Origin of the sequence: Bacillus sp. RCC_6_1 (assembly GCF_041360755.1) — a bacterium.
In the GTDB taxonomy this organism is placed as follows: Bacteria; Bacillota; Bacilli; order Bacillales; family Bacillaceae_G; genus Bacillus_A; species Bacillus_A cereus.
The window spans coordinates 748,041-763,751 of the sequence record NZ_JBFUPV010000001.1; the positions used below are offsets into that span (position 1 = coordinate 748,041).

Here is a 15,711-nt window from a genome sequence, read left to right on the forward strand (position 1 = left end):
TATAGATATTCTATATTTATTTAAAAAAATTCCTCTTGACCTAAACTTAAGTTTAGGCTGTATCCTTTCCATTGTAACCTACTATAACATTACTGGAGGAATTCAATATGAAAAAATATGCTTTTATAACAGGTGCGAATAAAGGAATTGGATATGAACTTGTTCGTCAATTAGCAGAAAAAGATTATCACGTATTTTTAGGTGCTCGTAATGAACAACTTGGACAACAAGCCGTAGAATCTTTAAATGTTTCAAACGTTTCCTATATTCAAGTAGATATTTCAAATTCACAATCCATTCAAGAAGCAACAAAGAAAATTTACGAAACGACTGATCACTTACATTTATTAATTAATAATGCAGGCATAGCGCTAGACTTCAATATGCTACCTAGTGAATTAAATATTGAAACTTTACGCCAAGGATTTGAAGTTAATTTTTTTGGAACTTTCCAAATGATGCAAGCCTTTTTACCATTATTAAAGAATTCAAGCAACAGTAAAATAATAAATGTAACAACTGACATGGCCTCACTAACAATGTTTGCTAATGGTGAAACACATCCAATTAATACACTAGGATATAATTCTTCAAAAACAGCTATTAATGCTTTAACATTAGCTTTTAGTAAAGAATTTGCCACTAACGGTCCAGAAGTATTTGGGGTAACTCCTGGTTTTACAACTACGGATCTTAATGGAAATTCCCCCGGTGGCCATACAACCACTGAAAGTGCTAAAATTATTATTAAATATGCATTAAGTGAAACAAACTATAATGGTAAAATACTTAACAAAGATGGCATTATACCTTGGTAATAAAAGGATGAATGATATGTATTATACAATTGGGCAAGTCGCCAAAATGCAACACTTAACTATTTCTCAAATACGTTATTACGATAAACAAGGACTGTTTCCTTTTCTGCAAAGAAACGAAAAAGGAGATCGAGTTTTTGATGAAGAAGCACTGAAATATTTAGAGATGATTTTGTGTTTAAAAAACACTGGTATGCCAATTCAAAAAATAAAACAATTTATCGACTGGTCTATGGAAGGAGAATCTACCATCCTTCAAAGGTTAGAATTAATGAAACAACAGGAGACCAATGTCTTACAGCTCATTCAAGACACTGAAAAAAACTTAAAAAAGATACAACAAAAAATTGCTAAATATGAGAATGAAATAACTTCAGCAAATGCTATTAAAAAATAAAAAAATCACCTTCTACATATTGTAGAAGGTGATTTTTATTTTATGATGCTTGCTTTCCTTTATCTGCATCATCTACATACCAGATGAATTTGCCTGTATATCCGTAAATAACTGCTAAAATTAACGATACGAAGCTTAACCACATAAACGGAACGTATGAGAACGTTGCTACACCTAAAATACCAGCCATAAAAATACCATTATCAGACCATGGAACCATACCTGAAGTTAACGTTCCACCTACTTCTGAGTTACGCGCTAATACACGACGGTCTATTTTTAATTTATCATAGCTATCTTCCATAATTTTTGGTGTTAAAATTAGTGATACATACATCGCACAACCAAATATATTAGCTAAGAATGCCACGATTAATGTAGACAATGTTACATTACCTGCAGAATTTAATTTCTTCTCAAATTTTGATACGATTACTTTTAAAACACCTAGTTTTTCAAGTAATCCACCAAATCCTAAACCGAAAATAATAACGGCTACTGAGCCAAGCATGCCGTTAATTCCACCACGGTTTAATAACTTGTCAACAAACTCAACACCAGATTGAATTGAGAATCCGTTATAAGCTGTTCCAATCGCCTCTCCAAAGTTCATCCCTTGGAAAAGGGTTGCCCAAATTGCACCAATTAAAGCTCCCATTGCAATTGTTGGCATAGACGGTTTCTTCATCGCTAATAGAACGATAACAATGACCGCCGGAACAAGCATCCATATTTTAATATCAAATTGCTTTAATAAAGCTTCTTTTAAAAATTCTACTCGATTCAAATCTACATTATCGCCGCCATACATCCAACCAGCTACAGTAAACATAATACTAGTAATAATATAAGCTGGAACATCTAATACGAGCATAGCTCGAACGTGAGCAATAACATCTACTTTCGCCATAGAAGCTGCAAGAACTGTGCTATCAGAAAGTGGTGATAATTTGTCGCCGAAATAAGCTCCTGAAAGAACTGCACCAGCAACAAGCGGAAGTGGTAAACCAAGTCCTTCACCAATCGCCATCATAGCAATACCTGCTGTTCCCACTGTTCCCCAAGACGTTCCTGTTGCGATAGAAGTTATAGAACAAATAATTAATGTTGCTAATAGGAATATGCTAGGGTGAATAAATTCTAATCCATAATAGATTAATGTTGGTACTACCCCACCAGCAATCCATGTTCCAATTAAAGCACCTACTGCAACTAAAATCAGTATCGCTTCTAATCCGTTAGAAATCCCTTTCGTAATTGCATCTTGCAATTCTTGATAACGAAATCCTAATCTTAATCCAAGCGCAATTACTAAAAACCATGAAATAAATAGCGCTAATTGAATTGGGAGATCAAAAATCGTTTGGAAGGAAAAGACAACAGCAAGAAATAGTAATAAAAGAACTATGATTTCTAGCATCGATGGTAATCTTACACTTTTCATTTTTTTCTCTCCTTACAAGTCGATAACATGACGTATGTCGTCTTACATGTATGTAATATACAATTAGCGAAGACAAAACAAAATTTTCATATTATTTCGATTTATTTTTCCAGTATAATATATTCACAACCCTTTCTATTGTAAAAGTAGATTACGTTTTTCGCAATGAAAAATATAAAAAATGTTGTATTTTTATTTATCCCGATATTTTCGGCCAATAAGACCCCCGTCTCAAAATTCAGTAAGTGCAAAGCACTTAGGTAAGAAATTAACTACTGTAAAATTCCGAATTGATATGAACGTATTAAAGCTTCACTTTATTTACAAAGAAAAATCCCATACTAACTTTTTTAATATTTGCTGCAACAAAACTTTTTACAACTATCTTCACTTTTTAATTCACACCATAATTTCCCACACAAAAATAGGGCACACATCATTAAAATGATGCATGCCCTACCTTTATTTATACATATTTTGTATTTCTTCTTTATTTTTAAGTATTTCCTCAAACTTATCACTACAACCCTTCGGAAATAACACTCCCAGTCCATATGAATGCGAAAATTGAAAATGAGGGTACTTCGCTTTTACCTCATCCCAAAACTTATATACGCCGAAATCACTACTTCTAACTTCAATATCATGAAATAATACAATACCGTTTTTCGCGACTTTCGGTAGCCATGTATTATAATCGTGAGAAACAGCTTCATACGTATGATAGCCATCAATATGCAAAAGATTTATCGTTTCATCTTGAAACCGGTCTACAGCATCATCAAAAGTAGATCGAATTAAATTTCCTATATTAAGGTAGTTATCGCTCACTACTTTTTCTACTATTTGAAAAACCCCTTCTCCATATGGACCTGTATGCCCATCTCCAGCCCAAGTATCTACTGCAAAGCATTTAGTCGATAACCCTCCATCTTTTACTCCCTGACAAAAACTAAAAAAGGAAGCTCCTAAATGTGTACCTAACTCAACTAAAGTTTCTGGTTTTTCAAATCGTACTAAGTCATATGCAAAATCTAAATGTCCACTCCACGCAGATTGTGACCGAATAATAGGACTAAATGTTTCAAATTCAAATGATGGTTTATGAGTAACCCAGTTCATCGCATAACTCCTTCTGCACATATTTTTAACAAACCAAATTACTCTTATCTTTATTTTTTTATCGCCTTGATTATGATTCTATTTCATGAAAATATGAAGAATTTATTCTTTTCTATTGAGGTAAAGCATCATATACATATGGGTCAGTTGGCTTATTAATTTTCTCGATTTTGTTTACTTTTACAAGTGGAAAGACTGTTCCTTTATATGTCGTTTCATCTAATAATCCTGTTATTTTCACCCATGTTTCTTCTGGAATTTTTTCAATATTTTTCCCGGTAACAATCATCCCCCAGACTGATGCATCCGCAATACAACAAGTTATGCCATATCGAGCCACTACTGCTTTATTACCCGTCACATCTTTATCCTTATATATAAACCCTAAAAATGTAATTTCTTTCCCTTTAAACCAATTAATATTTTGACCAATTACATTCATTGTTTGAACATAATCCTTATCCTTTACTTGTAGTTTACGCTGTCCTAACATACTTTTTACTACTTGCTCTTCCGTTTTATAAGTCGTTGCTAAATTTGATGTTTCTTCTGAATCAACTAATACTTCTCGCTCATCAAACTTAACCTGTTTCCCCTCTTTTTCGTTTCTTTCCAGACTTCTCGCCTGTACACTTTGATTTATACCCCTTTTTCCTGCTAAACTTCCATCAATTGTTACACTTCCAAAGAGAAAAGCACTAACTATCGGAACAACAAATAAAACATATACAAAGAAACTTTTTATCCCTGATTTTGATGTTGTATGATGTTTACAACAATTACAATCATGCTGTTTTTCTCTTCCATCTCCCCAAACTTGTACAATACCAAAAATTAAAATTACTACAAAAGCTATATACGTAAATTTGATCATTTTTGGAGCGATAAAATTATAAATATTTCCTGTTACAAGTAGTTTAAATAAGAGCATTGCTAAACCAATTAAAATAATGCCACGTATATAGCGATGATACGCCTTCTGCTCCTCTTTCTCCATTCTTTCTCACCTCCTATAACATTATGATTTGCAGGATGGTATACACAGATACAATGACAATTCCCATCAAAAAGAATACAAATTTCTTTTGAAAATACGCAAATAGCATTAACGTATTTTTCATATCAAGCATAGGCCCAAACACAAGAAATGCGAGAAGTGCCTTTACCGAGAAAACATGTCCAAAAGATGCAGCTATAAAAGCATCGGCTGCAGAGCAAATTGATAAAACATAACCAAATCCCATCATAATAAAAGGGGCAATTACTTCGTTATGTGCTACTGCATCCAGTATATTCCGATCAAAAAACGTCTGAAATACACTTGCTAAAAAAGCACCTATCAATAAATATTTACCAGTATCAAAAAACTCATCTACAATGTGATTCATAACATCTTTCCAACTCTTTTTTTTGCTTATTTGAACTGAAACCTCTACGTCTTTTAAAACATTTCTTTCGCGATAGCAGTAATACACAATTAGCCCTATAAATAGAGCAACTAAAATTGTTATCCCAAAGCGTGCATATACAACGTAATCATTTTTTGGAAACGCATATACAGTAGATAAAAGAACAACTGGATTCATAATGGGTGCACTCAATAAAATAACAATGCCTACATGAAGTGGTAGCCCTTTTTGAATGAGTCTTCTTACAATTGGTATAATGACACATTCACACATTGGAAAAAGAACTCCCACAAATACTGCTGGAATCATTGCAACAATTGGAGATTTCGGCATGACTTTTTGAATCATATCTTCCGTCACAAACACTTGAATACATGAAGAAACAATTACCCCTAATAAAATAAAAGGTATTGCTTCAAAAATGATACTTAAAAATACCGTATTCACATTCAGCCATTCCTGCGGTATATTTGTGTGCAAATTTACTAGACTTGTAAAATCTACAAAAAATAATAAAAAGAGAAACATAGCGATAAGAGCTATGCCTACTAATTCTTTTGAAACTCTATTAAAGACCAAGCTTCTCGCCTCCATTTTATTTACATGTAAACATGTGCTTGTCCAAATGCTTCATACTACAGCACAAATTTTATAGTCTATTTCTATTCTTAAATCGTAATCATTATGATTTATTATTGATTTTTCTTTTCCTATCGTTTAATATAAAACGTAATCATTACGATTTAAAGGAGAGATCGTTTCATGAAAAAAGTACCTATCACTGTATTAAGTGGTTTTTTAGGATCTGGAAAAACTACCTTACTACATCACATTTTGACTAATAAGAATAACTTAAAAGTAGCTGTTATCGTTAATGATATGAGCGAAGTAAACATTGATGCATCTCTTATAAAAAAGGGTGGTTTTTCACGTACGGAGGAAAAACTAGTAGAGATTCAAAATGGCTGTATTTGTTGTACACTACGAGAAGATTTAATGATAGAAGTGAATCGTCTTGTGGAAAATGGTGATATTGACTATATTATTATTGAATCTTCTGGTATAAGTGAGCCTATTCCAGTTGCTCAAACGTTTACTTATACAGACGAAGTTCTTAACATTGATTTAACGAAAAATTGTCGCCTCGATACGATGGTTACAGTTGTAGATGCAAATAGATTTTGGGATGATTTTGCAGATGGAGAAAGTTTATTAGACCGAAAACAAGCAATCGATGAGAATGATACCCGGGAAGTTATTGATTTATTAATAGATCAAATTGAATTTGCAAACGTAATTATTCTTAATAAGATAGATTTGCTAGAAAAAGAAGATGTGATAGAGCTTCATCATTTACTAAAAAAATTAAATCCTAATGCAAAAGTTCTTGAATCTTCGTTTAGCAAAGTACCATTACAAGAAATTTTAAACACAAATCTATTTAATTATGAAGAAGCCAGTCAATCGGCCGGCTGGATACAAGAATTAAATAGTGACCATCATACACCGGAAACGGAAGAATACGGTATCAATTCCTTTGTTTACCGCCGCAAATATCCTTTCCATCCCGAGCGCCTTATGAATTGGCTAAAAAGATGGCCTTTAGATGTTGTAAGAGCGAAAGGATTCTTCTGGCTGGCATCTCGTAATAATATGATAGGGCTTCTATCTCAAGCAGGTTCCTCTATTACAATTCAAGGAGCCGGTGAGTGGATAGCGGCATTACCTGAAACTGAAAGAAATCAAATGATTACAGAAGAACCAGAAGTATTGAAAAACTGGGATAAACAATATGGAGATCGAATAACCGAACTCGTATTTATCGGAATTGATATGAACCGTTCTTTAATTGAACAATCATTAGATAGTTGTCTATTAACAGAGAAAGAAATGAAACAAGATTGGGATATATTTGTTGATCCTATTCCAGCTTTTACTTATACTTCATAACAATTAATAAAAGGCTTCAGTAGAATGAAGCCTTTTTACTTTATAGTACTCTTATTTAATAAGTTTGCTTTAATTATGAATACAATTGTACCTAAAACAATTAATATAGCATATACGATACCAACTACATTACCTATTTTTTCTAAGCCAAGCGGTAATATTATAGTAGCAACTCCAACTATATAAGAAAATGCTCCTGAAAGATTCGCTAATTTATTTTTATCTCCAACAAACGTTTCTTCTTGATATCCTGCTAACAAAAACACCCCCTTTTTCACATGTATTTGATACCCTAAAAAAATGATAAGTAACCCAACAAATAAATAAACTAAAAATCCAGCTAACATATACTCCCCCTCCTCTACAATATTTTACTATACATAAAAAACAAATTAGAAAATTCAGTTTATTAACACGTCATTCTGTGATATATTGCATATTGTATTCAATTTGTATTTTTAGAAAGGAGAATGTTAGATCATATGGATTCAAATCGATTAAAAGGAATTATAATGGTCATAATCGGTGCTTGTTTATGGGGCTTGTCTGGTACAGCTGCACAACAACTTTTTCAATATGACAATGTTTCAACCGAATGGTTAGTTACGATCCGTTTACTTATATCTGGAATTATTTTGCTCATTATTTCCTCATTCGGAACGAGAAAAAAAGAGATATTTAGCATTTGGAAACAAAAATCTGATGCTATTAAAATGATTTTGTTTGGTCTATTCGGTATGCTTGCTGTACAGTATACGTATTTCGCTTCAATTAAAGAAGGAAATGCTGCCGTGGCAACATTATTACAATATTTAGCTCCTATATTCATCACTGTATACTTACTTTTCAAATGGAACGTTCGTCCATCAAAAATTGATTTCATTTCAATTACCCTTTCATTAGTAGGCACTTTTCTCTTACTAACAAACGGGTCTGTTCATAACTTGGCTGTTTCTACACCAGCTATTATTTGGGGGATTTTATCTGGATTATCTCTCGCTTTTTATAGTTTATATTCAAAGGAATTGTTAGAAAAATGGTCTTCCTCCGTTATCGTTGGATGGGGCATGATTATTGGGGGTATTGGTGTAACGATTGTACACTTTATTTCTACAAACGAATTCATTTTATTATCAACTATGAAATATGTAAAACTAAGTACCCTACCGCTCATCACATTTGTCGTCATTTTCGGGACACTTATTGCCTTTTATTTATACTTAGACAGCATACGATACCTGACTCCGAAAGAAACAACATTATTTGGTTGCACAGAACCACTCGCAGCTATTATTTCTTCTGTACTTATATTGCAAGTGCCATTTCAATCTTTTCAGTTATTAGGCGCTTTTTGTGTCATTGTAATGGTGCTCATCTTAAGCCAAAAGCCGGATGAAGGGAAACAAAAATTAAAGCTTGTTCATGCAAAAAAGGAAAATATACAATGAAAGGATTGAATTCACTATGCCTGTCCCTCAAAGTTATAAAAAACCAGGAAGAGTTTCAGCAAAATCACTCGTTTTAAATCAACTACAAAATTGGATTATTGAAGGTGTACTGAAGCCCAATGAAAAAATTAATGATGGGGAATTGGCTGAGGCACTAGGAGTAAGCAGAACACCTGTAAGAGAAGCACTTCAAATATTAGAGCTTTCTGGATTAGTGGAAATGGTACCAGGGCAAAAAACGAAAATTGCTCCTATTAAGTTAGACGACGTATTTATCATTTATGAAACGATGGCTGGTCTTCACTCTATTATAGGAAAGCAAGCTCTTCAAAACATTACAAACGCTGATATTCAACTACTTTCTGAAATAAATGAGCATTTTCAGCAATCTATAGAGAAAAAAAACGCAAAACAAGCTTTAGAATTAGATATACAATTCCACAATACAATTTCTTCTATTGCTAAAAACCAATATATTGAACCCTTTCTAGAAAATATGCAACTTCACGTTTTACGTCTTGAATATTTGTTTTTCCAAAACTTTGTTCCAGCAAGTCAATCTATTGAAGAACATCACTCTATCATTCAAGCATTACAGAAGCAGGACGAAAAACAAATGGAACAAATAATGACCCAAAACTGGCTCCGTCCCATGAAAGAAATACAAAAAATAATTTCTACGAAATAAAAAGAGAGCTGGTTACACAAAATCGTAACCAGCTCTCCTTTTACTAATCTATATAGCTACACCTGAATATTCGCATAATCTTCCATATCTTCGTACTCTTTTTCCAATTCCTCTAAAGACAGCTCGTATAATTGTCGGTCGCGAATCTTAAACACACCTGCTCCAATTAACTCATCAATTAAATGCCTCTTACGATTTTCAACAGCAAAACGGAGTTGACTACTCATCTTTTAAAAAACTCCTTTCTACGATCATTGAAAATGATAATCTCTATCAATTACCACTTTTGATTATAAAAGATGACTCTTTATAAGTAAAGTAATTTCATGAAATATTTACCTTGCAAAGTACTTGTGGCCACATTATATATATGTATGGCGTGCGAAAAATGTTATGACACTTTTTCTTATCCTTTTTCTTTCATACTTTGCAAGTTGTCTCATCATGATTAAATTCACCATCTATTTCTACTTGAATGGTGACATGTTCTACATGAAATTTCTCCTTTAATACATACGTAGCCTCTTTTAATACACTTTGCGTTTCATTCCCTTTAATAATAAGATGACATGTTAATACTTGAAAATCTGATGTGACAGACCATATGTGCAAATCATGAACTTCTTTGACAATCGGAATATTTAATAACGTACTTTTTACCTCTTCAACATTTATGTGCTGTGGTGCACCTTCCATTAATATATGAACCGTATCACGTGTTACACGCCATCCACTAATAATGACTAAAATAGACACAAGAATACTAGCAATCGCATCTGCAGCAGTCCATCCGAAAAATTTAATAAGTAACGCAGCAATAATCGCTCCGACGGAACCCAATAGATCGCCTAGTACGTGCAGGAAAGCACTTCTTAAATTCAAATTACCTTTCACATCTCCGCCTCTCATTAATATCCAAGCTGATAAAATATTAATAAGCAGACCAAGGACTGCAATAATGAGCATCCCATTACTAGCAATCTCAACTGGTTCTTTAAAACGACGGATTGCTTCAATAAAAATGTATACCGAAATGACAATAAGAACGACACCGTTACATAATGCTGCTAACATTTCGACTCGCTTATACCCGTATGTTTTCGCAGTTGTTGCTGTTTTTTCTCCGAGTTTAAACGCAAGTAAACTTAAAGCTAAAGATACTGCATCACTTAGCATATGCCCCGCGTCAGATAGTAGTGCTAAGCTATTTGTTACAAATCCACCAACAACTTCTGCAATCATAAAACTTGTTGTTAGTAGGAAGGCAATTAGTAACGCCTTTTTATTTTTTGAATGACCATGATCATGCAAATGTCCCATACTTATACTCCTTTAAGTACAATATCTGTATGTTAGTATGAAACAAACTCCCCATCTTTATCCCGAATTGACTGATTGTAAACGCCCGCTTCCTCTGTATACACACTTCGCTATTTTTTAAACAATCCCTTTTTCTCAAATAAAACAAGACTACTTCTTTTTTATTTTCATATTGTTTACTAATGAAAGAATTTTTAAGGAGGTTACTTAAATGAAACGTTTATTTCTCTGTATGGAACGTGAACTTGTTGTAGTGAAAGAACACAATGATAACTATGAAACGACTTATCACTTACAAAATATGCAACCTACCTGTATCGCTGTTGATCCATTTCAAAAGAATCGTGTATATTGCGGAACATTTGGACGAGGTCTATGGTTAAGTGACGATAGTGGGGATTCATGGCGACCAATTGGAGATTCTTATCGTTACTTTGATTTCCCTAAAGAAGATGGTATTTTGCACTCCTCTATCACTTCCATAACAATAAGCTCAAATGAACAAGTTAACGGATATGGGGTCGTTTATGTCGGCACAGAACCGAGCGCTTTATTTCGCTCTGAAAATGGTGGTGAAACGTGGACTGAACTTAAAAATATGAAATCATTATTATCTTCTTATACATGGGCTTTCCCGCCTAGACCTTTTACCCATCACGTACGCTGGATTACAGTTGATCCAAACAACCCTAATACAATACACGTTTCAATCGAAGCTGGTGCTGTTATTCAAAGTAATGATAAAGGGCATACATGGATTGATAAAAAATTCGGTGCTCCTATCGATGCTCATCAATTACTTATGCACCCTGAAGCACCAAATCGCCTTTATGCATCATGTGGTGACGGATTTATGGGCGGACCTGATCGTGCTTATCTTGAGAGTTATAACAATGGAAACAGCTGGATCTCATGTAGTGCAGGACTTGAACATCATTATTTATACAGCATGGCTATTGATCCAGCTGATTGTGATACGATTCTCGTTTCTGCCGCGCCAAGTGCTGATCTCGCTCATCATCGTATCCCTTATGAGTCTTATATTTATCGAAAAACGAAAGATACTCCTTTCCAGCAAGTACAACAAGGACTACCATCTGCAATCGGTACAGTCATTTCGATGTTTGCTACAAACGAAGCCGAACCACATACGTTTTACACGTTAAATAACAATGGAGTCTTTCAATCCAATGATAGCGGCGAATCGTGGGAACAACTAAACATTCCGTGGAAAGATGAGTATAAAACGCAGCATCCGCATGCACTATTCGTCACTAGTTCTTAACGAAAAAAGACTGCCTAAATGATTTTAGGCAGTCTCTCTTTTATTTCTTTAAATCAATGACAATATCATCTAACACAATATCTTTGCTCTTCGCTTCTTTTTTCGGCACTTCTATTTTCTTCTCTTTCCCATTCACATACTCTACTCCACCATGATTTTCAGGTGTATGTACTCGCAAGTGCACGCGAGGTGTAACGATAAGCTTTGTTGCATTTTCGTTTAGTTTTTGGAAGGTGGCACTCCAACTACTTTTATGTGGCTCTGCTACTGTACTACTTCCGCCATTTCCTTCACCAGCATAATGATTTCCTAAATCATCTTTTATTTCTAACTCAACATCCGCACTATCCCATATACTTCTTAATACCTTAGATTCTTCCTGATTGAAAAAAACGATAAATGACATCGGGGTTACTTCCATTTTGTCTATATTTACTTTTATTAATTCATTTTCAGAAACCCCATTAACCTTTATTTCCTTACTATTCATTGCCTTTAAACTAAGTGCGAAATTCCAATTCCCCTTAATTGAATTACCTTTATAATCCATCTCAATTTCTTCCATATCCCACCAAACATTTGCAACATCTAACCTTTTACTACTATTCCCACTCATCGTAGTCATACCTACGTACTTTTTCTCTCCAACTTTTGTTACTTGAGAGCTTCCTCCCCCGCCATTAAACCCCATCACCTGCGGATATCCAAATATATTTGGCTTCTCCCCTAAATCTTTATCACTCTCAATAGAATATGTGATTGTAATTGTTCTACCATCGAACACCGCATCATTAATGGTAACCTTAACCCCATTACTCTCTCTCGTCATATTCAATTCAGTCGAAAACTCTTTATAATTTTCATATAACCCCGTTCTACCATTATCTAAAAATCGGAATATGTCCCCTACTATTGGTAGTCCTCCAGCGTATGTAGGAAATCCAATACCGAGTGTTGCAACTGATAACCCTACTAAAACAGATGCAGTAGCGACACCTTTTTTCCAACTTTTCATCTTTTTCTTCGTACGTATCGATTGTTTTACATTTCGTTTTACTTTTTCCTTTTCAATTTCAGAAGCCTCAATTTCTTCTAGTTCTTTTTCATCTATATCAATATCATTTAATAGTTCATAAATGTCTTTCATATTGCACTACCTCCAAAACTAATATTCGTAGCATTTTGTTGTAGTTTCTTTTTCCCCCGGTACACTCGATTATCAATTGCTGCCCGAGTTAATCCTAACTTGTCACCTATTTCCTCTGTCTTCATACCAAGTAAATATTTCATAATGAACACCTTTTGATCTAGCGGTTCTAATTGATTAATGAGCTTCAATAATTCTTCCCTATCTTCCATAACGATTAATTCGTCTTCTGCTGATTTTTCTGTACTGATATGAAACTCATCTGAAATGATTTCTACTGTTTTAGTCGATTTCCGGTAATAATCAATTGCTTTAAACTTCGCAATCGCTGCAATCCACTTTTTAAAATCACTCGGCTCTCCATGGAATTTATTTGCGTTATTCCAAATGGAAAGAAATATATCGTTTATACATTCCTCTATGAGTCCATCATTTTGAATGGGAAGTAGAACTTTATGCGTGATCCCCTTTATGAGTGGTAAGTATGTATCGACAACGAATTCTAACGCGTCTTCTTTTTGCCGCTGTAATCTTTTTATAAAATTTTTCTCATTTGATTTCATGTAGCGATTCCCCTTATTGTTTTGTAAAAGCTTTTACACCCTATATAACGTCTGAGAAAATTTTTTCTCTCATCTTTTTTATTTTTTGTATGTAATGGAATACTTTCCCTTAGCCATTTTCTCACATAACTATGCATTCAAAGAAAACTTTCTCAAGTCTGTAATTTAATTCATGTAGTACACTATTTATATAGTCACTCTTTAATTTAGTGTACATTTTATTTCATTAATCTATTTTAAAAATTAGGAGATGAGATGTGTATGTGTGGAATTACAGGTTGGGTAGATTGGAAAGAAGACCTTTCAAATCAACATGTTATTTTAAAAAAGATGGCAAATAGTATTGAGCATCGTGGTCCGGATGCTGAAGGATTTTGGTTTTCACCTCATGCGGCCTTTGCACACCGGCGTTTAATTGTAATTGATCCAGAAGGCGGGACACAGCCTAAGACATTTCGTGCTGGTGATTATACGTATGCTCTTACTTATAATGGAGAAATTTATAATTTCCGTGAACTGAGAGAGCAGCTTCAAAAATGTGGGCATGCATTTGAAACCCATTCAGATACAGAAGTATTACTACATGCTTATTTAGAATGGAAAGAAGACTGCGTACGACATTTAAACGGAATTTTCGCTTTTGCCTTATGGGATGATCAGAAGCAACAATTGTTTTTAGCACGAGATCATTTAGGTGTAAAACCACTCTTTTTTACAGAAAGAAATGGCAGTATTATTTTCGGCTCTGAAATTAAAGCATTATTAGCGCATCCATCTGTCCCTGCTGAAATTGATGCGAATGGAATAAATGAAATATTTGGATTAGGCTTATTTCGCACTCCAGGATGTGGCGTCTTTAAACATATTCAAGAAGTACGTGCTGGACATTCTATAACATTTACACGTCATAAAAAAGTAGTTACTAAGTATTGGAATTTAGAAAGTAAGTTCCATACAGACTCTATAGAAGATACATCTTCGCATATTTTATCTATTTTACAAGATACAGTAAAAAGACAATTAATTGCCGATGTTCCTCTCGTTTGTATGTTATCAGGCGGATTAGACTCTAGCGGTATTACTGCACTTGCGGGTAAAGAATTTGCTGCTGAAAATAAAACACTTCATACGTATTCTGTTGACTTTGTAAATAGCGCAAAAGATTTCGAACTGACATTTGCTCGCACTGGTTTAGACGCTCCTTGGGTAAAACGCGTTTCTGAACATGTCGGGACAGCGCATCATGATATCATTGTGAATGCTGAAGAATTAGCAAATCACTTATTCGTTCCCCTTCATGCAAAAGATTTACCGAGTGCTGGTGAAATGGAAACTTCACTATATTTACTATTTTGCGAAATGAAAAAAGATGCGACCGTAGCTTTATCCGGCGAATCGGCTGATGAAGTATTCGGTGGATATCCTTGGTTTCATCAAGAAGAACTACTATATGTAGATAAGTTTCCTTGGCTAACAAATTGGAAAAATACATCTCCTCTTCTACTAAATGAAGTAAGTAACCAATGTAATCTAGAAGACTATATTGATACACGATTCCAAGAAGCGATACTTGAAGTACCTACTCTTGAAGGCGAAAGTAAAAAATCCGCGAAACAACGTCAAATGTTTTATTTATTTTTAACAAGATTCCTTCCTTTCTTACTTGACCGTAAAGATCGTATGAGTATGGCTGTTGGATTTGAAGTTCGTGTACCGTTTTGCGATTATAGATTAGTTGAATATTTATGGAATGTTCCTTTCAACATAAAAAGTATTGATAATATTGAAAAAGGCATTTTACGTAGAGCACTACAACCAGCTTTACCTGACGATGTACGCAATAGAAGAAAAAGCGCTTATCCAACTTCACAAGATCCACACTACTTACAAACAATCCGTAATTTAACACTTGATATGTGTAACAATAAAAACAACCCTATTTTCTCACTTATTAACCATTCCATCTTACTTTCAATTGCTGATCAAAGTAATAAAGTGATTAACAATTTTGAAGCAAGAAGTGCCATGGAGTATATGCTACAAGTAAATGAATGGTTGAAAACATATCACATCCATATTGCTTAACAAAAAGGAGTTCAAGGATAAAAGCCTTGAACTCC

At 34.1% G+C, this 15,711-nt stretch carries 16 protein-coding genes; 7 read left to right on the forward strand and 9 right to left on the reverse strand.

What is annotated here, in order from left to right; translation table 11 throughout:
* The first annotated feature begins 107 nt into the window (after positions 1–107).
* Positions 108–818 carry an SDR family NAD(P)-dependent oxidoreductase gene (locus AB6801_RS03635; RefSeq protein ID WP_000759549.1) on the forward strand — a complete coding sequence of 237 codons (711 nt, stop codon included), beginning with the start codon at positions 108–110 and terminating at the stop codon, positions 816–818.
* A gap of 16 nt (positions 819–834) precedes the next feature.
* Positions 835–1,215, forward strand: a complete 381-nt coding sequence (locus AB6801_RS03640; protein WP_000291861.1) for a MerR family transcriptional regulator — start codon at positions 835–837, stop codon at positions 1,213–1,215.
* A gap of 40 nt (positions 1,216–1,255) precedes the next feature.
* On the opposite strand, the gene nhaC is transcribed toward AB6801_RS03640, so the two are convergent.
* The 4 genes from nhaC to AB6801_RS03660 form a co-directional block, all read right to left on the reverse strand.
* On the reverse strand, positions 1,256–2,659 hold the full coding sequence (nhaC, locus tag AB6801_RS03645) for a Na+/H+ antiporter NhaC (protein WP_000843992.1): 1,404 nt from the start codon (positions 2,657–2,659) through the stop codon (positions 1,256–1,258).
* A 462-nt stretch (positions 2,660–3,121) separates the two neighbouring features.
* On the reverse strand, positions 3,122–3,781 hold the full coding sequence (locus tag AB6801_RS03650; RefSeq protein ID WP_097999151.1) for a class I SAM-dependent methyltransferase: 660 nt from the start codon (positions 3,779–3,781) through the stop codon (positions 3,122–3,124).
* A 112-nt stretch (positions 3,782–3,893) separates the two neighbouring features.
* Positions 3,894–4,778: a TIGR03943 family putative permease subunit gene (locus AB6801_RS03655; protein WP_097999150.1), complete on the reverse strand. Its 885-nt coding sequence runs from the start codon at positions 4,776–4,778 to the stop codon at positions 3,894–3,896.
* Between the two features lie 13 nt (positions 4,779–4,791).
* Positions 4,792–5,784 (reverse strand): permease, encoded by a 993-nt coding sequence (locus AB6801_RS03660; RefSeq protein WP_170950075.1) that lies wholly within the window; start codon positions 5,782–5,784, stop codon positions 4,792–4,794.
* 168 nt (positions 5,785–5,952) lie between these two features.
* On the opposite strand from AB6801_RS03660, the gene AB6801_RS03665 reads away from it, so the two are divergent.
* On the forward strand, positions 5,953–7,140 hold the full coding sequence (locus tag AB6801_RS03665; protein WP_097999149.1) for a GTP-binding protein: 1,188 nt from the start codon (positions 5,953–5,955) through the stop codon (positions 7,138–7,140).
* Positions 7,141–7,175: 35 nt separating this feature from the next.
* Here the strand turns inward: AB6801_RS03665 and AB6801_RS03670 are convergent, their stop codons facing one another.
* Positions 7,176–7,487 (reverse strand): DUF3784 domain-containing protein, encoded by a 312-nt coding sequence (locus tag AB6801_RS03670; protein WP_097999148.1) that lies wholly within the window; start codon positions 7,485–7,487, stop codon positions 7,176–7,178.
* A 135-nt stretch (positions 7,488–7,622) separates the two neighbouring features.
* Here AB6801_RS03670 and AB6801_RS03675 point away from each other — a divergent pair, with 135 nt between their 5' ends.
* Positions 7,623–8,588 carry a DMT family transporter gene (locus AB6801_RS03675; RefSeq protein ID WP_000378087.1) on the forward strand — a complete coding sequence of 322 codons (966 nt, stop codon included), beginning with the start codon at positions 7,623–7,625 and terminating at the stop codon, positions 8,586–8,588.
* A 16-nt stretch (positions 8,589–8,604) separates the two neighbouring features.
* Positions 8,605–9,276, forward strand: a complete 672-nt coding sequence (locus AB6801_RS03680; protein ID WP_097999191.1) for a GntR family transcriptional regulator — start codon at positions 8,605–8,607, stop codon at positions 9,274–9,276.
* A 56-nt stretch (positions 9,277–9,332) separates the two neighbouring features.
* Here the strand turns inward: AB6801_RS03680 and fbpA are convergent, their stop codons facing one another.
* Positions 9,333–9,503 carry a Fur-regulated basic protein FbpA gene (fbpA, locus tag AB6801_RS03685; protein ID WP_070757109.1) on the reverse strand — a complete coding sequence of 57 codons (171 nt, stop codon included), beginning with the start codon at positions 9,501–9,503 and terminating at the stop codon, positions 9,333–9,335.
* Positions 9,504–9,696: 193 nt separating this feature from the next.
* On the reverse strand, positions 9,697–10,596 hold the full coding sequence (locus AB6801_RS03690; protein WP_000509923.1) for a cation diffusion facilitator family transporter: 900 nt from the start codon (positions 10,594–10,596) through the stop codon (positions 9,697–9,699).
* 211 nt (positions 10,597–10,807) lie between these two features.
* Here AB6801_RS03690 and AB6801_RS03695 point away from each other — a divergent pair, with 211 nt between their 5' ends.
* Entirely contained in the window at positions 10,808–11,881 is a 1,074-nt protein-coding gene (locus tag AB6801_RS03695) for a WD40/YVTN/BNR-like repeat-containing protein (RefSeq protein ID WP_000825299.1), read from the forward strand.
* 40 nt (positions 11,882–11,921) lie between these two features.
* Here AB6801_RS03695 and AB6801_RS03700 read toward each other — a convergent pair whose 3' ends face one another.
* The gene (locus AB6801_RS03700) at positions 11,922–13,028 is read right to left on the reverse strand and encodes a DUF4179 domain-containing protein (RefSeq protein WP_097999147.1); all 1,107 of its coding nucleotides are present in this window, start codon (positions 13,026–13,028) and stop codon (positions 11,922–11,924) included.
* The gene (locus AB6801_RS03705; RefSeq protein ID WP_000840007.1) at positions 13,025–13,591 is read right to left on the reverse strand and encodes a sigma-70 family RNA polymerase sigma factor; all 567 of its coding nucleotides are present in this window, start codon (positions 13,589–13,591) and stop codon (positions 13,025–13,027) included. Before AB6801_RS03705 ends, AB6801_RS03700 begins: the two co-directional genes overlap by 4 nt.
* Before the next feature lie 261 nt (positions 13,592–13,852).
* On the opposite strand from AB6801_RS03705, the gene asnB reads away from it, so the two are divergent.
* On the forward strand, positions 13,853–15,676 hold the full coding sequence (gene asnB, locus AB6801_RS03710) for an asparagine synthase (glutamine-hydrolyzing) (RefSeq protein ID WP_000333936.1): 1,824 nt from the start codon (positions 13,853–13,855) through the stop codon (positions 15,674–15,676).
* Positions 15,677–15,711 lie beyond the last annotated feature (35 nt).